Here is a 17,989-nt window from a genome sequence, read left to right on the forward strand (position 1 = left end):
TGCAGCAGGAATTGGCGGTCGATTGCGCGAACTGTAACGAAATGTAATCGGGCGCCGACGGGTGATGCGTGGGCGCCCTCGGCGTCCTGCTCAGACCACGAACGGACGGAACTGGATGCCCAGCCCGGCGATGCCTTCGGTCTCGCCGATCAGGTCGGCGCGCAGCAGCGGCCGCGCATCGATGAAGGCCTGCGGCACGATCAGCGACAGGCGGCTGTCGTCGGCGGTCAGCTCCAGCACCGGCAGCGGTGCGTCTTCATGCGCGCGGTTGAGCAGTACCGCCAGGCGCAGCAGGGCAACCAGGCGTCGTGCCGTCAGCAGCAGGCGTTCGGGGATGGCATCGAAGGCGGTCTTGCTGATGCCGCGGCGGTGATTGCGCACCAGCGTCGCCAGCATCTGCTGTTCCTGCCGCGAGAAGCCGGCGATGTCCGAGTTCTCCAGCACGTAGCTGCCATGCACGTGGTAACCGCTGTGGGCGATCATCAAGCCCAGTTCATGCAGGCGCGCGGCCCAGCCGAGCATGCGTGCATCATCGGCATCCAGCTTCCAGCGTTCCTGCACCTGCTCCAGCAACGACAGTGCGGTGTCCTGTACGCGGCCGGCCTGCACCGTGTCGATGCCATAGCGATGGGTGAGGGCGGCCACCGATTCATCGCGCGGGTCGTTGTCACCGGCACGGCCGAGGATGTCATAGAGGATGCCCTCGCGCATCGCGGCCTTGCTGACCAGCAGCTTCTGCAGGCCCAGTGCCTGGAAGGCGGCCTCCAGCACCAGGATGCCGCCGGCGATGATCGGGCGGCGATCGCTGGACAGGCCGGGCAGCACGATGTCGTCGATCTTCTTGGCCTTCAGCAGCTCATCGCGGAGCTGCGGCAACGCCTCGGCGGTGATCGCACCCTTGCTCAGCTTCATCGTCGCGCAGATTTCGCTGATGGCCTTGTGGGTGCCGGACGAGCCAAGGGCTTCCTGCCAGCCCAGCGCGCGGTATTTGCTGGCGAAGGGCTGGAACTCCCGGCCGATCTCGGCCAGGGCATCCTTCCAGCGCTTCTTGCTGAGTTTGCCGCCCGGGAAAAAGCGACGGGTGCTGGCGATGCAGCCGGCCTGCAGGCTCTCGCGTTCCAGGGTCTGCATGCCCTTGCCGATGATGAACTCGGTCGAGCCGCCGCCGATGTCGATGACCAGGCGGTGCTGGTCGGGCTTGGGCGGTTGCGCATGGGCCACGCCCAGGTAGATCAGTCGCGCCTCTTCGCGGCCACTGACCACTTCGATGGCATGCCCGAGCGCGGTTTCGGCCGGCATCAGGAAGGCCTGCGGCGAACGCAGCTGGCGCACGGTATTGGTGGCCAGTGCACGCACGCGATGTGGCGGGACGTTGCGGATGCGCTGGCCGAACCGTGCCAGGCACTCCAGCGCGCGCTGCCGCGCTGCTGCGGAGAGTCCGCCCTTGCCGTCCAGGCCGTCGGCCATGCGCACGGTCTCGCGCAGGCGGTCGATCACCCGCAGCTGGCCAAGCGTGTAACGCGCGATGACCATGTGGAAACTATTGGAGCCAAGGTCGATGGCGGCCAGCAGGTCGCCATCCTGCAATGCGGGCGGAGTCGTGGTGGTATGCGGCATGGGCGAATGTTAGCCGAAGGGGCGGTGAACTCGTCACCGCGCGGCCTTCACATTTTGTGGTGGGGGGGCGGCGGCAGGGCTGCGCCCTGCACCCGCAGAGTCAACGTCAACGTCAAAAGCGGGGTATCCGTGGGAAGGCGGGGTGGGTCCGGTTGCGGGGGACGCCGTGAACCCATCCTTGGGGGCTTGGCCGCGGCATCCATGCCGCGGACACCCCCGCAACCGGACCCACCTCGCCTTCGACAGTTTTCCGCGATCTGTCGGAATGGCATTGCCTGCTCTTGGTAGGTGTCGACCTTGGTCGACACGGTAGATCCACGCCACGCGTGGATGCATCCAAACGTGCCGACCAAGGTTGGCATCTACCGGATCAAAGACCCTGCATGTGTCGACCTTCGACAGATCGCCGCGGCTGTTGGTAGGTGTCGACCTTGGGCGACACGGTAGATCCACGCCATGCGTGGATGCATCCAAACGTGCCGACCAAGGTCGGCACCTACCGGTCAGAGTCCCTGCATCAACGCCATCTGTGCCGAATGCGGGGCTTCGTCGTGGGCCGGGGCGCGCTTGTGGTAGATGCCCTCGGCATCCAGCTCCCAGGCGTTGAGGTTGTCGTCCAGATAGTTCTGCAGCACTTCGCGATAGACCCGCTTGGCCAGTGCCGGGTCGAGGATCGGGAAGCAGGTCTCCACCCGGCGCAGCAGGTTGCGTTCCAGCCAGTCGGCGCTGGCGCAGTACAGCTCCGGTGCGCCGTCGTTGCCGAACCAGTAGACCCGGCTGTGTTCCAGGAAGCGGCCGACGATCGAGCGCACGCGGATGTTGTCCGACACGCCGGGTACGCCCGGGCGCAGGGTGCAGGCGCCGCGGATGATCAGGTCGATCTGCACCCCCGCCTGCGAGGCGGCGTACAGCGCACGGATCACCTGCGCTTCGTTGAGTGCGTTCATCTTGGCGATGATCCGCGCTGGTCGCCCGGCGGCAGCGACGCGTGTCTCGCGCTCGATCCTCGCCAGGATCCCGGTATGCAGGGTGAAGGGAGACTGCAGCAGGCGCTTGAGCTTCATCTTCGAGGCCAGCCCGGACAACTGCTGGAACAGCAGGTGCACGTCGTTGCCGATGTCGGCATCGGCGGTGATCAGGCTCAGGTCGGTGTACGCGCGTGCGGTACCACTGTGGTAATTGCCCGTGCCCAGGTGCACGTAGCGGCGCAGCTTGCGGCCTTCGCGGCGCACGATCAGCAGCATCTTGGCGTGGGTCTTGTAGCCGACCACGCCGTACACCACCTGCACGCCGGCTTCCTGCAGCCGATCGGCCAGGCCCAGGTTGGCTTCTTCATCGAACCGCGCGCGCAGCTCGACCACCACGGTCACGTCCTTGCCGGCACGTGCGGCCTGGATCAACGCATCGACGATCAACGAGTCCTTGCCGGTGCGGTACAGGGTCTGCTTGATCGCCAGCACGTTTGGATCGAGCGCGGCCTGGCGGATCAGGTCGAGCACTGCAGCGAACGCGTCGAAAGGGTGGTGCAGCAGCAGGTCCTTGCGTGCGGTGGTCTCGAAGATGCCGTCGCTGTCGCGCAGGGTGCGCGGGGTCATCGGCGGATACTTGAGGTCCGGCTGCGCGATCAGGTCGTACAGCTGGATGATGCGGTTGAGGTTGACCGGTCCATCGATGCGGTACACCGCGTTCTCGGTCAGGCCGAAGTTCTGCAGCAGGGTGCGGACGATGTCGCGCGGCATGTCGTGGGCGATTTCCAGGCGCACCGCAGGACGGTAGCCACGGTCCACCAGCTCGTCACGCAGCGCCAGCGCCAGGTTTTCCACTTCCTCCTCGTCCACCACCAGCTCGGAGTTGCGGGTGACACGGAACTGATAGGCGCCCAGCACTTCCAGGCCCGGGAACAACTCGTCCACGAAGGTGGACAGCACCGAGGACAGGAACACGAAGTTCTGCGGGCCGCCGAGTTTTTCCGGCAGCTGGATGATCCGCGGCAGCGAACGCGGCGCGCGCACGATGGCCAGGTGGCCGGTGCGGCCGAACGCGTCGGTGCCCTTCAGCACCACCACGATGTTCAGCGACTTGTTGAGGATCTTCGGGAACGGATGCACCGGATCCAGGCCCAGCGGCGACAGCACCGGCATGATCTCGTTGCGGAAGTAGGCACGCAGCCAGCGCTTCTGCCGGTGGGTCCAGGAGTTGCGGCCGAGCACGCCGATGCCGGCCTCCATCAGCGCCGGACGCAGCGTCTGGTTCCAGCAGCGGTACTGCTGGTCCACCAGCTCGGCGGCGCGCTCGTGGATGGCATTGAGAATGGCCTGCGGGCTCATGCCATCCGGTGCCGGCGGCAGGCCGAACTCCTGCGCATGACGGACCGCAGCGGCACGGATCTCGAAGAATTCATCCAGGTTGGTGCAGGAAATGCACATGAAGCGCAGGCGCTCCAGCAGCGGCACCTGCGGGTCCATCGCCTGCGCCAGCACGCGGAAGTTGAAATCCAGCTGCGACAGTTCGCGGTTGATGTACAGCGCCGGGTCGCGCAACGGATCGCTGTCCGTGCTCACGGGGAGGGGGAGGGATCCGAGGCTGCTCATGGCGTCATTCTTCGAAGGAGGTCAGGGGGGCGGATTCACGCGGTCGCACGTGGTCGGCATCGAAATGGCAGGCGAACACCGAGCCCTTGCCGACCTCGCTGTCGATTTCCAGGCGTGCGTGGTGCAGACCGAGGATGTGCTTGACGATCGACAAGCCCAGGCCGGTGCCGCCGCTTTCGCGTGAGCGGCTGCTGGAGACACGGTAGAAACGTTCGGTCAGACGCGGCAGGTGCGTGGCAGGAATGCCGTAGCCGGTGTCACGCACCGCCAGCACCACGCCGTCGCCCTCGCGGCGGAACTCCACCGCGATGCGGCCACCGGCCGGGGTGTAGCGCACCGCGTTGGTGACCAGGTTGGAGAACGCGCTGTGCAGTTCCTTGGTCGAGCCCTGCAGGTCCACGCCGGCCAGGTCGTCGATGCTGATCTGGTGGCGGCCCTGGCTGTGCGCCTCGGCTTCGCGGCGCAGCGTGGCCAGCATGGGCTGCATGGCCACCGTCTCGGCTTCGCTGTGTTCCTGTGATTCCAGCCGCGACAGGGTCAACAGGTCTTCCACCAGCTGGGCCATGCGCTGGCTTTGCTTGCGCATCTCTTCCAGCATCGGTCCGGTTCCCGGGAAATCCTCCGGGTCCATCATGTCCAGGTAGCCGTGGACCACGGTGAGCGGGGTGCGCAGCTCATGTGAAACGTTGGCCACGAAGTCGCGGCGTACCTGTTCCAGGCGCAGCAGTTTGCTGACGTCGCGGGCGATCAGCAGCCAGTAGTCGGACGAATAGGGAATCAGGCGCAGGTTCAGGCGGATCGCAGGATCGACCGGCGAGGGCACGTCCAGGATCGGTTCGGCGTTGCGGCCACCGGCCAGCCAGTGGGCCAGCGGCATCGGCTGCAGGCGTTCGACCAGGGCTTCACCCAGATCGCCGGGATGGTGCAGGCCGAGCAGCGCCGTGGCCGCTTCGTTGAACCACTGCACGCGCTGGCTGTTGCGGTCCAGCACCACCACGGCGTCGGGCAGCGCGGCCGCTGCAGCGCGATAGCTGCGCAGCATGTCCAACAGGCGTCGCTTGCGCACGCGCATCTCGACCTGGTTGCGGTACAGCAGGCGGTCCAGCTCGTTCCAGACGCCGGTGCCTTCGGCGGCGGTGTCCCAGCGCTGGCGCGCGGTCAGCCGGCGCAGCACGCGGCGCAGCCGCCAGTAATGCCAGACCAGCGTCGCCAGTGCCGCCAGCGCGATGCACAGCCACAGGTGGCCAGTGAACCATCCGACCAGACCGGCCAACAGCAACACGATGGCCACGGTGGCCAGTGTCTTCAACCAGGCAGAGCGGATGTGGCGGGGCATTGCGGTCTCGTCGTGGGTTGCGGCGGTTCACGCAGGTGAACCGAGGGTTATAGCAGAGTTGCCGACGCCGGCACCGTGGGGTGCACGGCGCCGGCACGACGAGGCTCAGGTTGCGGTGGAGAAGCGGTAACCGGCACCGCGCACGGTCTGCACCATGTTCTCGGCGTTGAACGGTTCCAGCGTCTTGCGCAGTCGTCGGATATGCACGTCGATGGTGCGTTCTTCCACATACACGCTGCCGCCCCACACGTGGTCCAGCAGCTGCGCACGGGTGTACACGCGCTCAGGATGGGTCATGAAGAAGTGCAGCAGGCGGTATTCGGTCGGGCCGATCGGCACCGGCTGGTCGTTGGCGAACACGCGATGGGCGGCGCCGTCGATGCGGATCGAGCCCACGGCCACGCTGCCGTCCTCGTCATCGTCGCGGGCGCGGCGCATGACCGCGCGGATGCGAGCCAGCAATTCGCGCGCCGAGAACGGCTTGACCACGTAGTCGTCCACACCGGCTTCGAGGCCGCCGACACGGTCGTTCTCTTCGCCGCGCGCGGTCAGCATGATGATCGGCACTTCGCGGGTCAGGGTTTCCTTGCGCCAGCGCCGTGCCAGGTCCAGGCCGCTGGTGCCGGGCAGCATCCAGTCCAGCAGGATCAGGTCGGGGACGCGGTCGGCGATGGCGGTCTGGGCCTCGCGGGCGTCACCGGCGTGGACAGGTTCGTAATCGCCCTTGCGAAGGGCGAAGGCGACCATTTCGCGGATCGCGGGCTCGTCATCGACGATCAGGATGCGTTTCTGCACGAGGGCACCGTAGGGCTCAGTTACTGGAGTGGTGCCAGTAGACTACGGTTTGATGACATGTTTGTGACTACCTGGCCGGCATCTGGCATTCCTGCCATCTGCCGGTCATGCCGTACTCAGCGGCGGTCCAGGTCCGGGTCCTGTACACCCTGCCGGCGCAGCTCGAGCACGGTGGGCGTGATCGACTCGATCCGCGCATCCACCCGGGCCCGACCGACGTAGTCCAGGGCGGGGTTGCGCTTGAGTGCCTGCAGCTGCATCAGGGCCTGTTCCGGGCGCCCGCCCAGGAACGCCGCCTCGGCATAGGCCTCGCTGGCGCGGACACTGTCACCGGCCAGTTCACTGGCGCGGGCGTAGCGCTGCTGGAAGACCGGATCGTTACCGCTTTGCGACAGCAGCGGACGCAGCATCGCCTGCGCGCGCTGACCTGCGGCCTGGCCACCCTGCTCGTTCAGGATTTCGGCATAGGTCAAGGCCACCGGCCGGCTGTTGGGGTGCTCATGCAGCAGCTGCTCGAAGCGTGCATTGGCCTGGGTGGATTGGCCGGTGCGCGATTCCGCCTCGGCCAGGGCCAGGGCGACCCACAGGCTGTCCGGGTGGGTCTTCAGCAGGTCGGTCAACGTCTGTCGGGCCTCGCTGGCACCGCTGCGGCCACCGCGCATCGTGGCCAGTGCCTGGCCGTAACGCTGGGCATCGTCCAGGCCATCCTTCTGCCGCCGCGCAAGATCGGCGTACTCGCGTTGCAGTTCGGCCGGGCTGTCGGCGCTGAGTACGCGCAGGCGTTCACGGGCCCAGTTGAAATCGCCACTGGCGCCGCGGCTGAGCTGTCCGATCGGAACCCGCAGCACGCTGCTGGGCAGCAGCGGGTTGATGCCACGCAGCAGCGGATCGCCCAGGGTCGGGTCGGCCGGATCCACCCGTTCCCTGCGCTCGCCGCTGGGCGTGCGCGTGGTCAGCAGCACCGTGTCCTTCTTCATCTGTTCGGCGCGGGCCTTGGCCTCGCTGATGCGGGTGGTGTTGACCGGGTGGGTGCGCAGGAAGTCCGGAACGCTGTAACCGCCGTCGTTGCCGCGCATCGCCGAGGACATGCGCTCGAAGAAGCCGGCCATCGCATCCACGTCGTAGCCGCTGCGTGACAGCGTGCGGATGCCCAGCCGGTCGGCCTCGGATTCATTGGAGCGGGTGTAGTCGATCTGCCGTTGCTGCATCAGGCCCATGCCCGAGCTGATCGCAGCCATGGTGGCGTTGCCCGAGGAGGAGCTGTTGCTGGCCTGGGCGGCAACCACCGCCGCCAGCATGCCCAGCAGGATCGGAATCTGGTCGCGCTGGGCACGCTCCACCCCGCGCAGCACGTGCTGCTGGGTGACGTGGGCGATTTCGTGCGACAGCACCGCCGCCACCTCATCCTCGCGTTCGGCCGTCAGCACCAGGCCGGCATTGACGCCGATGTAACCGCCGAGGGTGGCGAAGGCATTGATCTGGCGGTCCTTCATCACGAAGAACGTGTAGGGCTGACGCGGCTGGTCGCTGTTGGAACCGAGGCGGGTGCCCATGGTCTGCAGCCAGTCGTTGACCAGCGGATCGTCCAGCAGGTAGCCGTAGTTGCGCAGCTCGCGCAGCATCATCGCGCCGTACTCGGCCTGGCGGGCCGGGGTCAGCAGTTCGCCCGCCGAGGAACCGATGTCCGGCAGCTTCTCCTGGGCCTGCGCCAGCGGGGCAGCCAGGGCCAGGGTGAGGGCAGCGGTGAGCAGCAGGGGTCGCAAGCGGTCGATCCTCGGGCAGAGTCTGCCCAGCGTGGCAGGGCAGGGGGCAACCATTCGTTAATCAATCCACAGTGTTGCGGGCGTGGCGTGGAAATTCCAGCGCACCGGTACCATATATGGACCGTCGATCCATCGTGGAGTTTCCCGTGACAGCCCAGTCCGCCGGCGCTACCCCCGCCATCACCATCTATTCCACCGCCGTCTGCCCTTACTGCGTGGCCGCCAAGAACTTCCTCAAGAGCAAGGGCCAGCAATGGACCGAGGTCCGCATCGACCTGGATCCGGTCGAGCGCGAGAAGATGATGGCCAAGACCCGCCGTACCAGCGTCCCGCAGATCTTCGTGGGCGACGTCCATGTCGGCGGCTACGACGACATGATGGCCCTGCACCGTGAAGGCAAGCTCGAGCCGCTGCTGGCCGGGCAGGGCAAGGCATGAGCGCGGCCGACGACGGCAGCAAGGACCGGATCGCCGAGTTCACCGATTTCCGCAAGCGCATGAATGAACGCATCCTGGGCGAGCCGAACCAGGTGGTGCGCCGCTTCTTCGCGCTGGACACGCAGACCTACCAGGCCGGTGCGCTGGACGTGAAGACCAAGGAGCTGCTGGGCCTGGTGGCCTCGATGGTGCTGCGCTGCGACGACTGCATCAGCTACCACGTGGCCCAGTGCAAGGACGCCGGGGTGACCCGTGAGGAATTCTTCGAAACCTTCTCGGTGGGCCTGGTGGTCGGCGGCTCGATCGTGATCCCGCACCTGCGCCGCGCCGTGGACTTCCTCGACCAGCTGGAAGGTGGCGCCGCCGCCCCGGAAGCGCACGAGCACTGAGGTAGCGCCGGGCCATGCCCGGCGGGCACCTGTACGAAAGGCCGCCGGGCACGGCCCGGCGCTACCGATGACGTACATCGGGGCCTTCCCCGCGATCCAACAGCCCAGGAGCCCCCTTGTTGTTCAAGGGGGCGCGCCAAAGGCGTGGGGATAAGGTGGGATGCGCGGGCAATTCTGCCTGAGCCGGGACTGGGACCATGGTCTATTTGGGACCTCGGCCCCGGCTCAGGCATAATTGCGGGTGAAACTTCCTTTGCGCCGGCGTTTCCGGGCACGTCCGGACGGCGTTTTTCCCCCTGTTCGGAACATCGATCAATGACGCAGAAAATTACGGTCATCCGCGGCGACGGCATTGGCCCGGAAATCATGGACGCCACCCTGTTCGTGCTCGACCAGCTCAAGACTGGCCTGGAGTACGAAGACGCCGACGCCGGCCTGGTGGCCCTGGAGAAGCACGGCGATCTGATGCCGGCGGTGACCCTGGAATCGATCGCGCGCAACAAGGTCGCGCTGAAGAGCCCGCTGACCACGCCGGTCGGTGGTGGCTTCACCTCGATCAACGTCAGCCTGCGCCGTCACTTCGACCTGTACGCCAACGTGCGTCCGGCCCACACCTTCCCGAATACCAAGTCGCGTTTCGACAACGTCGACCTGATCACTGTTCGTGAGAACACCGAAGGTGCGTACCTGGCCGAAGGCCAGGAAGTGTCGGCCGACGGCGAGACCGCTTTCTCCGGCACCCGCATCACCCGCAAGGGCTCCGAGCGCATCGTGCGTTACGCCTTCGAGCTGGCCCGCAGCACCGGCCGCAAGAAGGTCACCGCCGTGCACAAGGCCAACATCATCAAGTCGACCTCGGGCCTGTTCCTGGCCGTGGCACGCGAAGTGGCGGCCAAGTACCCGGACATCGAGTTCCAGGAAATGATCGTCGACAACTGCTGCATGCAGCTGGTGATGCGTCCGGAACAGTTCGACATCATCGTCACCACCAACCTGTTCGGCGACATCATTTCCGACCTGTGTGCCGGTCTGGTCGGCGGCCTGGGCCTGGCCCCGGGTGCCAACATCGGTGAGAACGCGGCGATCTTCGAAGCCGTGCACGGCACCGCGCCGGACATCGCCGGCCAGGGCAAGGCCAATCCGTGCGCGCTGCTGCTGGCAGCGGCACAGATGCTGGACCATGTCGGTCAGCCGGAAAACGCCGAGCGCCTGCGCAAGGCCATCGTGGCCACGCTGGAAGCCAAGGATTCGCTGACCGGCGACCTCGGCGGCACCGGCAACACGATGGGCTTCGCCAAGGCGATCGCCAGCCGCCTGTAAGCGACGGCTCGACCTCGGTCGGATCCACAGCGGGGCGCCTTCGGGCGCCCCGCTGCGTTTCACCACCTCCACAAAAACTGATCTGTGCACGTTTCGCACAGATCGTGTGCTCGGATGCGGCTGGTTCGTGCGTTCAACGCTCCTCATCCTGTGCCGACTTTCCCTCGCACAGGAGCTTGACCATGAACCTCGCTGCTTTCGGCCTGGCCAGCCTGATCGGCATGGCCGCCACCACCCCGGCGGCCGCCGCCGGGTCGTCCCATCCCACCATCCGACATATGGCCGGCGCCCCGGCTGCCACCTCGCTCGACGCAGCGAAGACGGCCGTGCTGGTGATCGACTTCCAGAACGAGTATTTCGATGCCAGCGCCTCAGCCGGTTTCGCCGGTGGTCGCATGGTCATTCCCGATGGCGTGGCGGCCCTGCGGCAGACGCGGCGCGTGGTCGACTTCGCTGATGCCAACGGCATCCGCGTGATCCATGTGCAGCACGTGCTGCCGGCTGGCGCGCCGCTGTTCGCCGAGGGCAGCGTCAACGCGGCGTTCCACCGTGACATGCGGCCGCGCAAGGGCGAGACCGTGGTGCAGAAGGACAACGTCAGCGTGTTCGCCGGTGCCTCGGCAGCGGTGCTGGACAAGGCGCTGAAGGACGCCGGTATCGACACCCTGATCGTCACCGGCCTGCAGACCCATGCCTGCGTTGCCGGTGCTGCACGTGATGCCGCTGCGGCGCCGCGCGGCTATCGGGTGATCGTGGCCTCCGATGCCTCTGCCAGCCGTGATCTGGATCTGGCCAATGGCGGGAGCATCGGCCATCGCGCATTGCATGAAGCGTCGCTGGCGCAGATCGAGGATGCCTTTGGCGATGTCATGAGCACCTCGGCGATCCTGGCCCTGCCGGTGCGCAAGGCCGGCGGCGACGCTTGATAAGCTGGCGGGGTCCGCAGCCAGCGGGCCCCGCCGACTGGAGTCACCTCCCGATGGATCATTTCGCCGCCCTGCGAGCTTTGCGCGCGATCGTCGATGCAGGCAGTTTCACTGCCGCCGCCGAGCGGCTGGATACTACTCATTCGGCGATGTCGCGGCAGTTGCGTCAACTTGAAGAGCACCTGCAGGTGCGGCTGCTGGATCGCAACAGCCGGCGGTTGTCGCTGACCGAGGCCGGGCGCGACTACTACCGCGAGGCGGTGGCGCTGCTTGACCGGCTGGAGGCTGCCGATGACCGCGCGCGGGCCGGCCAGGCCCAGCCCAGCGGGCGCGTGCGGGTCAGCGTGCCGCAGGTGGTCGCCAGCCAGGAATTGCCGCATTGGCTGCCTGGCTTCCTGGCGCGCTATCCGCAGGTGGCGCTGGAACTGTCGGCCGACGATCAGCTGGTCGATGTGGTCGGCGGTGGCTTCGATCTGGCCCTGCGCATCGCACCATCCTTGCCAGACAGCCAACTGGTCGCCCGTGAACTGGCGCGATGCCCGCGCATCCTGGTTGCGGCTCCGGCCTACCTCGCCCGGCATGGGCTGCCTCGACAGGTGGCCGATCTGCAGAACCACACGTTGTTGGCATTCAACCCGGTTGCTGCGATCACGCCGTGGCAGCTGCACGGGCCGCGCGCTGCCATCGTCAGCGTGGAAGCCGGTCAACGACTACGCGTGGACGCCACGCCGGCACTGTATGCGGCCGTGCTGGCCGGCATGGGCATCAGTCTGTTCACCGCGCTCACCGTGCAGGAAGACCTGCGCGCTGGCCGGTTGATCCGCGTGCTGCCCAGCTGGCACGGTGGCACGCGCTGCTATTTCGCGCTGTATCCGCATGCGCGTGCGCTGGCGCCGAAGGTGCGCGCGCTGGTCGATCATCTTGCCGCGCATTACGCTGCAGCGTCGGGTGCGGCAGGGTAGTCGCACGGCAGCGGTGAGGAGTGGGGATGGAGTCGGTGTATCTGCTGGTCGCGCTGGGTGCGATCGTCGCGGGGTTCGTACAGGGCCTGTCGGGTTTCGCGTTCGGCATGGTCGCGATGTCGTTCTGGGCGTGGGGGCTGGATCCCCGGCTTGCGGCGACGCTGTCGGTGTTCGGCGCGCTGGTCGGCCAGTTGCTGGCGGTGTTCACCGTGCGCCGTGGCTTCAACCTGCGCCTGCTGCTGCCGTTCGTGCTCGGCGGGTTGGCGGGCATTCCGCTGGGCGTGCTGGTGCTGCCACAGCTGGACATGGTCTGGTTCAAGGCGCTGCTGGGAGGATTCCTCGCGCTGTGGTGCCCGGTGATGCTGATGGCGCGTTCGTTGCCACCGGTCACCGTGGGTGGTCGGGTTGGCGACGCATTGGCCGGCATGGCTGGCGGCGTGCTCAGTGGCATCGGCGGCTTCGCCGGGCCGGTGCCGACGCTGTGGAGCACGCTGCGTGGCTTCGGCAAGGACGAGCAGCGCGCGGTCATCCAGAACTTCAACCTGGCGATGCTGGCGGTGACCATGGCCACCTATGTCGGTACCGGCATGGTCACCCGGCAGATGCTGCCGTACTTCGCCATCGTCGCGCCGGCGATGCTGGTGCCAACGCTGCTGGGGGCGAGGCTGTATGTCGGTATCAGTGAAGCGCGTTTCCGGCAGATCGTGCTGGGGCTGTTGACGGCCTCCGGCGTTGCCATGCTGGCCTCGTCGTTGCCGTTGCTGCTGTCCCGTGGGGCGGCGGGATGAGGCCTCAGGCGGGCCGCAGCATGCGGAAGCGTTGCTCGGCAGTGATCCGGAAATAGTCGGCCGGTCCGCCGCCGCGCAGGATGGTGTCGCTTGCTGCAGTGTCGTAGATGCCGTCGACGAGCAACCGCGTATCGATATGCACGGCGACCACTTCTCCCAGTACCAGCCAGCCATTGGTGTCGTTACCGGCCGCATCACGCAGGCGCACGATCTGCGTGCAGCGGCACTCCATGCTTACCGGGCTCTGCGCCACGCGCGGCGGTGCAACCTGCTCCGATGGCAGTGGTGTCAGCCCCGCCAATGCGAACTCGTCCACTTCGGGCGCGACTGCGCGGCAGCTTTCGTTCATTGCCTGGGCCAGATCGAATGTGGCGAGGTTCCAGACAAACTCGCCGGTGGCTTCGATGTTGCGCAGCGAATCCTTGCGCCCCTGGCTGCTGAAACCAATGATCGGCGGCGTGTAGTTGAAGGCGTTGAAGAAGCTGTAGGGCGCCAGGTTCACATTGCTGTCGGCGTCACGACTGGAGATCCAGCCAATGGGGCGCGGGCCGATGATGGCGTTGAACGGATCATGTGGCAGGCGATGGCCGTCGGCCGGGCGATAGCTGTGGAAGCGGGGAGGGAGGGTGTCTGCCATGGGTGTGTTTCCGGGGGAGTCGAGCGTGCTCGACGCTACAAAAAAGGCCGCGATCCCGACGGATCGCGGCCTTGTCGTTTACGGCATGACCAGGATCAGCGTTGCTGGATCTTCGACAGCAGGCGCAGGAACTCCACATACAGCCAGACCAGGGTCACCATCAGGCCGAATGCGCCATACCATTCCATGTACTTCGGTGCGCGCTGGGCTGCGCCGGTTTCGATGAAATCGAAGTCCAGCACAAGGTTCAGCGCAGCAACCACCACCACGAACAGGCTGAAGGCGATGCCCCAGCCGCTTGAGGAATGGATCAGCGGCACCTGGATGTTGAAGAACGACAACACGAACGAAGCCAGGTACAGCAGGGCGATGCCGCCTGTGGCAGCGACCACGCCGAGCTTGAAGTTCTCGGTGGCCTTGATCACGCCGCTGCGGTAGGCAATCAGCAATGCGAACAGGGTGCCGAAGGTCAGCAGCACAGCCTGGAAAACGATACCCGGGAAGCGCAGTTCGAACAGCGCGGAAATCGCACCCAGGAACAGGCCTTCGATCAGCGCATACATCGGCGCGGTGACCGGCGACCACTCCTTCTTGAAGATGGTGATCAGGGCCAGCACCAGGCCGCCGATCGCGCCGCCCATGGCGTACAGCTTGGCGCCGGCCATCACCTGGCCATAGTCGTCCACGCTCTGGTTCCAGGCGAAGGCGGCGGTCAGCACGGTCAACAGCAGCAGGAGGCCGGTCTTGTTGACGGTGCCGTTGATGGTCATGGCCTGGTCGGGGCTGGTCACCACCGAGCCACTGGCCAGATCGAGGAAGGTCGACTCGGAAAGAGCCGGGTTGCCGCTGCGCATGCGAGGTCTCCGTGCGAAAAGGGGGGGCGATTCGGCCATCCGGCCGATGGCTGCGAGCATAGCCGATGGCCGCGTAAGCTGTGGTCATGGCGGGGTGGGGCAGGGATTGCGCGTTGACAGTTCGCACGACGCTTGGCCACAATGGTCAGCTCCCCGGGTCCACGCCCGAGGGGATTGCAACACCGGGGTATAGCGCAGTCTGGTAGCGCGCCTGCTTTGGGAGCAGGATGTCGGGGGTTCGAATCCCTCTACCCCGACCAGTCCACGTCACGTCGGATTGGACGCCGTTCCGGTTCGGGCGCCCGTAGCTCAACTGGATAGAGCACCGGCCTTCTAAGCCGGCGGTTACAGGTTCGATTCCTGTCGGGCGCGCCATTGGTGCGGCACCGGAACGTAGCTGGCGGATGTGAAGAAGTGCTTGCAAAACCCTGGCGACTCCACCAGAATGTCGGACTCGCTTCGGCGGACCGGAACTTCGGTGACAGTCCTCGGGCAACGTATCAAGCGTCAACGTCGGCAGTATCGACGGTGAAGCGAAAGTTTCAGTGGTGGCTGTAGCTCAGTTGGTTAGAGTACCGGATTGTGATTCCGGTGGTCGGGGGTTCGAATCCCCTCAGCCACCCCACTGATTCAACCGCGTCGGCAGCGCCGAAACGGTATTGCAATAAACAGAGTGCACGCTACAATGTGCGTCTGAGTTTCAAGGGCTGTTAGCTCAGTTGGTAGAGCAGTTGACTCTTAATCAATAGGTCCAAGGTTCGAATCCTTGACAGCCCACCAAGACAGAAGCCATCGGGTCCGCCCGGTGGCTTTTTTCTTCAGATGTAACCCTTCGCGATGGATCGCCGGTTGCAGTGCTTGTTTCAACCAGGTTGAAGAAAGTACTTGCAACGCCCTCGCGGATCGGGTCATAATTTGCCCCCCGATTTCGGGCTGTTAGCTCAGTTGGTAGAGCAGTTGACTCTTAATCAATAGGTCCAAGGTTCGAATCCTTGACAGCCCACCAGACGAAAGCCACTTGGTCCGCCAAGTGGCTTTTTTCTTTATGTTTCCGCTGGCGTGGAGCCGGCTGGAGGATAGCCCCCTTGAGTCAAGGGGGCGCGGCGAAGCCGGGGGATGTGGGTGTTGGTGAGAGGGGCCCGCGCGATGCGCAGCAGCGCGTGGGGCGGCAGCGCGAATGCGCAGCCGCGTCCCCAAGGTTCGAATCCTTGACAGCCCACCAGACGAAAGCCACTTGGTCCGCCAAGTGGCTTTTTTCTTGCCTTCGACAGCATTGGTAGGTCCGCGCCCTGCGTGGATGAAGGCTGTACGAAGCGCGCAATCCACGCATGGCGTGGATCTACTGAAGCACGGCTGAAAACAGCGTCAAATGCGTCATCGGCATGTTCAATGCTGTGAGCTGCTTCTCACCGGTTGCCATCGGCATCGCTCCCAATGGGTGTTCCGCGCCGAAGGCGCATGCATGAGGAATGCTTTGATGGCTATTAACAGGACTGTGGGTCTGATGCTGTCCGGCTTGGCGGTGATCGTGCTGTCAGGTTGCAGGGCGGACGACGCCGCCACTGCCGGGGCAGCGCAGGATCACGCGCAGACGGTGGAGCGCGCTGCGGATGTCGAGCATGTGCCCGCGCAACCGGTCGACACGGCGATGGCAATGCGTCCGGCCCAGGCAATGGGGGAGGGGGGACCTGCGGAGACGGTTGAAATGAAGCGCTCTGAAGACGGCGCGACGCTTGAGGCCCGCCAGCGCGATGCTGCGGTGGGCAGCGACGGTGCGGCGTCGGGGCAGGTACAGCCCGCGCATTGATCCGGTGGCCCGGCTCGGCACCCGCCGCCCGGGCCGCTTTCTCCATCAAATGGCGTATTCAGTTTTGTGGAAGCCTTCCGCTTTCCGCCCCCGCCTGCAACAATGAACGCCTGAGCCGGCCACGCGAAAGTGGCGGAATTGGTAGACGCCCTGGATTTAGGTTCCAGTGCCGCAAGGCGTGGGGGTTCGAGTCCCCCCTTTCGCACCAGGCCGGCCCGTCCCACGCCCAGTCGGGCATTCCGCGTCAACCCCTGCGCCCCGCCATGCTGGCGGCGCCGCCCGAATTGGGCGAAACTAAAGGGCTGCGGCAAGCAGGCGCGTCATCGACGTCGTGTCCTTACAACCGTTTCATCCATCATCGAGCCGGGGGCCAGGGCGCCACCGGTGGCAGGAGTCAACATGCAAGCTTCGATCGAAACCATCGGCAACCTGGAACGCCGCCTGAGCTTCTCGCTGCCGGAAGACCGTCTGCAGAGCCACATCAACGGCCGCCTGGGCGAAATCGCCCGCACCACCCGCATCAAGGGTTTCCGTCCGGGCAAAGTGCCGGCCAAGGTGATCGAGCAGCGCTTCGGCGCGCAGGTCCGTGGCGAGGCGCTGGACGGCCTGCTGCGCGAAACCTTCGACGCCGCCGTGCGCGAGCACGACCTGCGCATCGTCGGCAGCCCGCGCATCGACAAGGGTGACGAGGGCGAGTTCTCCTTCGTGGCCACCGTCGAAGTGGTGCCGGACTTCGGTGACATCGACGTCAGCAAGCTGACCGTCGTGCGCCACACCGCCGAGATCACCGATGCCGACATCGACCAGATGATCGAGAACCTGCAGACCCAGCGTCGCAGCTGGTCGCCGGTCACCCGTGCCGCGCAGGACGGCGACCTGGTCGCACTGGAAACCTGGTCGCAGGCCGGTGACGAGCGCCTGCCGGCGGAAGGCACCGAGAAGGGCAGCATCGTGCTCGGTCAGGGCATGATGTTCGAGACCATCGAGCAGGGCCTGGTCGGCATGACCAAGGACGAAGAGAAGACCCTGGACGTCGAGTTCCCGGCTGACTGGCGCGTGCCGGCGCTGGCGGGCAAGACCGTGCAGGTCACCGTCAAGGTCACCGACATCTCCGAGCCGGTCGTGCCGGCGGTCGATGAAGCCTTCATCAAGAGCTTCGGCGTGAAGGGCGGCGACGTCGAGCAGTTCCGCAGCGACATCCGTGCGAACCTCGAGCGCGAGCTGAAGGGCGCGCTGATGAACCGCCTGCGTCGTGAAGTCGGCGAGCAGCTGATCGCGGCCTACGCTTCGGTGGAAATGCCGCCGCGCCTGGTCGAGAACGAAGCCCGCGCCATGCTGGCCCAGCAGGTCGAGCAGATCCGCCGCAGCGGCCGCAACCCGGGCGAGATCCCGGCCGACGCCCACGAAGGCTTCAAGGACGCTGCTGCCAAGCGCGTGCTGGTCGGCCTGGTGGTCGGCGAAGTGGCCCGCAGCAATGACCTGCGCCTGGAGCCGAAGCGTCTGAATGAAACGATGCGTCTGATCGCCTCGACCTACGAAGAGCCGGAGCAGGTCATTGAGATGTACCGCAACGACCCCCAGCTGATGTCTGGCCTGCAGAACCGCGTGATGGAAGAGCAGGTGATCGACTGGATCGCCGAGCGCGCCCAGCACACTGAAGAAAAGCTGTCGTTCCAGGACGCGATCCGCCAGTAATCCCTGGCGGATTGCCGGATACCCCGCGCCAGCCCTGGCGCGGGGTTGTTTCCCCCCAAGATAGGTACCTCA

The 17,989-nt window shown here is 65.9% G+C and carries 15 protein-coding genes and 6 tRNA genes; 14 read left to right on the forward strand and 7 right to left on the reverse strand.

Annotation, left to right across the window (positions count from 1 at the left end):
* Positions 1 to 90: 90 nt before the first annotated feature.
* The 5 genes from ppx to CR156_RS23335 form a co-directional block, all read right to left on the reverse strand.
* Complete coding sequence (ppx, locus tag CR156_RS01520; protein ID WP_100551669.1) at positions 91 to 1,617, reverse strand: exopolyphosphatase; 1,527 nt, start codon at positions 1,615 to 1,617, stop codon at positions 91 to 93.
* Between the two features lie 503 nt (positions 1,618 to 2,120).
* Positions 2,121 to 4,208 carry a polyphosphate kinase 1 gene (gene ppk1, locus CR156_RS01525; protein WP_089239073.1) on the reverse strand — a complete coding sequence of 696 codons (2,088 nt, stop codon included), beginning with the start codon at positions 4,206 to 4,208 and terminating at the stop codon, positions 2,121 to 2,123.
* A gap of 4 nt (positions 4,209 to 4,212) precedes the next feature.
* A complete protein-coding gene (gene phoR / locus CR156_RS01530; RefSeq protein WP_089239075.1) occupies positions 4,213 to 5,544 on the reverse strand; it encodes a phosphate regulon sensor histidine kinase PhoR in 1,332 nt (443 codons plus the stop codon).
* 105 nt (positions 5,545 to 5,649) lie between these two features.
* Positions 5,650 to 6,339 (reverse strand): phosphate regulon transcriptional regulator PhoB, encoded by a 690-nt coding sequence (gene phoB, locus CR156_RS01535; RefSeq protein ID WP_089239076.1) that lies wholly within the window; start codon positions 6,337 to 6,339, stop codon positions 5,650 to 5,652.
* A gap of 116 nt (positions 6,340 to 6,455) precedes the next feature.
* The gene (locus tag CR156_RS23335) at positions 6,456 to 8,102 is read right to left on the reverse strand and encodes a M48 family metalloprotease (protein ID WP_100551670.1); all 1,647 of its coding nucleotides are present in this window, start codon (positions 8,100 to 8,102) and stop codon (positions 6,456 to 6,458) included.
* A gap of 146 nt (positions 8,103 to 8,248) precedes the next feature.
* On the opposite strand from CR156_RS23335, the gene grxC reads away from it, so the two are divergent.
* The 6 genes from grxC to CR156_RS01570 all read left to right on the forward strand — a co-directional run bounded on the left by grxC (position 8,249) and on the right by CR156_RS01570 (position 12,924).
* Positions 8,249 to 8,539, forward strand: coding sequence for a glutaredoxin 3 (gene grxC, locus CR156_RS01545; RefSeq protein WP_100554053.1), 291 nt, complete (start codon positions 8,249 to 8,251; stop codon positions 8,537 to 8,539).
* Positions 8,536 to 8,928, forward strand: a complete 393-nt coding sequence (locus tag CR156_RS01550) for a carboxymuconolactone decarboxylase family protein (protein ID WP_046986956.1) — start codon at positions 8,536 to 8,538, stop codon at positions 8,926 to 8,928. Before grxC ends, CR156_RS01550 begins: the two co-directional genes overlap by 4 nt.
* Positions 8,929 to 9,243: 315 nt before the next feature.
* Positions 9,244 to 10,248, forward strand: a complete 1,005-nt coding sequence (locus tag CR156_RS01555; RefSeq protein WP_089239080.1) for an isocitrate dehydrogenase — start codon at positions 9,244 to 9,246, stop codon at positions 10,246 to 10,248.
* Between the two features lie 182 nt (positions 10,249 to 10,430).
* Positions 10,431 to 11,174 carry a cysteine hydrolase family protein gene (locus CR156_RS01560; protein WP_100551671.1) on the forward strand — a complete coding sequence of 248 codons (744 nt, stop codon included), beginning with the start codon at positions 10,431 to 10,433 and terminating at the stop codon, positions 11,172 to 11,174.
* A gap of 53 nt (positions 11,175 to 11,227) precedes the next feature.
* A complete protein-coding gene (locus CR156_RS01565) occupies positions 11,228 to 12,136 on the forward strand; it encodes a LysR family transcriptional regulator (RefSeq protein ID WP_100551672.1) in 909 nt (302 codons plus the stop codon).
* Positions 12,137 to 12,162: 26 nt separating this feature from the next.
* A complete protein-coding gene (locus CR156_RS01570) occupies positions 12,163 to 12,924 on the forward strand; it encodes a sulfite exporter TauE/SafE family protein (RefSeq protein ID WP_100551673.1) in 762 nt (253 codons plus the stop codon).
* Positions 12,925 to 12,928: 4 nt separating this feature from the next.
* Here the strand turns inward: CR156_RS01570 and CR156_RS01575 are convergent, their stop codons facing one another.
* Both CR156_RS01575 and CR156_RS01580 read right to left on the reverse strand, forming a co-directional pair.
* Complete coding sequence (locus CR156_RS01575; RefSeq protein WP_100551674.1) at positions 12,929 to 13,561, reverse strand: flavin reductase family protein; 633 nt, start codon at positions 13,559 to 13,561, stop codon at positions 12,929 to 12,931.
* A 95-nt stretch (positions 13,562 to 13,656) separates the two neighbouring features.
* A complete protein-coding gene (locus CR156_RS01580) occupies positions 13,657 to 14,415 on the reverse strand; it encodes a Bax inhibitor-1/YccA family protein (RefSeq protein ID WP_100551675.1) in 759 nt (252 codons plus the stop codon).
* A gap of 183 nt (positions 14,416 to 14,598) precedes the next feature.
* Between CR156_RS01580 and CR156_RS01585 the strand changes: the two genes are divergently transcribed.
* From CR156_RS01585 to tig, 8 genes are all read left to right on the forward strand, one after another.
* Positions 14,599 to 14,675: transfer RNA gene (locus tag CR156_RS01585), tRNA-Pro, on the forward strand.
* A gap of 38 nt (positions 14,676 to 14,713) precedes the next feature.
* Positions 14,714 to 14,790, forward strand: a tRNA-Arg gene (locus CR156_RS01590).
* 173 nt (positions 14,791 to 14,963) lie between these two features.
* A tRNA-His gene (locus CR156_RS01595) sits at positions 14,964 to 15,040 on the forward strand.
* A 79-nt stretch (positions 15,041 to 15,119) separates the two neighbouring features.
* Positions 15,120 to 15,195: transfer RNA gene (locus tag CR156_RS01600), tRNA-Lys, on the forward strand.
* Positions 15,196 to 15,345: 150 nt separating this feature from the next.
* Positions 15,346 to 15,421 (forward strand) — tRNA-Lys (locus CR156_RS01605).
* A gap of 456 nt (positions 15,422 to 15,877) precedes the next feature.
* Positions 15,878 to 16,222: a hypothetical protein gene (locus CR156_RS01610; RefSeq protein ID WP_133120036.1), complete on the forward strand. Its 345-nt coding sequence runs from the start codon at positions 15,878 to 15,880 to the stop codon at positions 16,220 to 16,222.
* Positions 16,223 to 16,345: 123 nt separating this feature from the next.
* Positions 16,346 to 16,430: transfer RNA gene (locus CR156_RS01615), tRNA-Leu, on the forward strand.
* A 191-nt stretch (positions 16,431 to 16,621) separates the two neighbouring features.
* Positions 16,622 to 17,917, forward strand: a complete 1,296-nt coding sequence (gene tig, locus CR156_RS01620) for a trigger factor (protein ID WP_100551677.1) — start codon at positions 16,622 to 16,624, stop codon at positions 17,915 to 17,917.
* Positions 17,918 to 17,989: the final 72 nt, after the last annotated feature.

It is taken from the genome of Stenotrophomonas lactitubi (genome assembly GCF_002803515.1).
Classification (GTDB): Bacteria; Pseudomonadota; Gammaproteobacteria; order Xanthomonadales; family Xanthomonadaceae; genus Stenotrophomonas; species Stenotrophomonas lactitubi.

What these genes read in the sequence shown, in the direction of transcription:
- ppx (WP_100551669.1), bottom strand. Translation starts at nt 1,617, where the DNA reads ATGCCGCATACCACCACGACTCCGCCCGCATTGCAGGATGGCGACCTG.
- ppk1 (WP_089239073.1), bottom strand. Translation starts at nt 4,208, where the DNA reads ATGAGCAGCCTCGGATCCCTCCCCCTCCCCGTGAGCACGGACAGCGAT.
- phoR (WP_089239075.1), bottom strand. Translation starts at nt 5,544, where the DNA reads ATGCCCCGCCACATCCGCTCTGCCTGGTTGAAGACACTGGCCACCGTG.
- CR156_RS01550 (WP_046986956.1), top strand. Translation starts at nt 8,536, where the DNA reads ATGAGCGCGGCCGACGACGGCAGCAAGGACCGGATCGCCGAGTTCACC.
- CR156_RS01555 (WP_089239080.1), top strand. Translation starts at nt 9,244, where the DNA reads ATGACGCAGAAAATTACGGTCATCCGCGGCGACGGCATTGGCCCGGAA.
- CR156_RS01560 (WP_100551671.1), top strand. Translation starts at nt 10,431, where the DNA reads ATGAACCTCGCTGCTTTCGGCCTGGCCAGCCTGATCGGCATGGCCGCC.
- CR156_RS01565 (WP_100551672.1), top strand. Translation starts at nt 11,228, where the DNA reads ATGGATCATTTCGCCGCCCTGCGAGCTTTGCGCGCGATCGTCGATGCA.
- CR156_RS01570 (WP_100551673.1), top strand. Translation starts at nt 12,163, where the DNA reads ATGGAGTCGGTGTATCTGCTGGTCGCGCTGGGTGCGATCGTCGCGGGG.
- CR156_RS01575 (WP_100551674.1), bottom strand. Translation starts at nt 13,561, where the DNA reads ATGGCAGACACCCTCCCTCCCCGCTTCCACAGCTATCGCCCGGCCGAC.
- CR156_RS01580 (WP_100551675.1), bottom strand. Translation starts at nt 14,415, where the DNA reads ATGCGCAGCGGCAACCCGGCTCTTTCCGAGTCGACCTTCCTCGATCTG.
- CR156_RS01610 (WP_133120036.1), top strand. Translation starts at nt 15,878, where the DNA reads ATGAGGAATGCTTTGATGGCTATTAACAGGACTGTGGGTCTGATGCTG.
- tig (WP_100551677.1), top strand. Translation starts at nt 16,622, where the DNA reads ATGCAAGCTTCGATCGAAACCATCGGCAACCTGGAACGCCGCCTGAGC.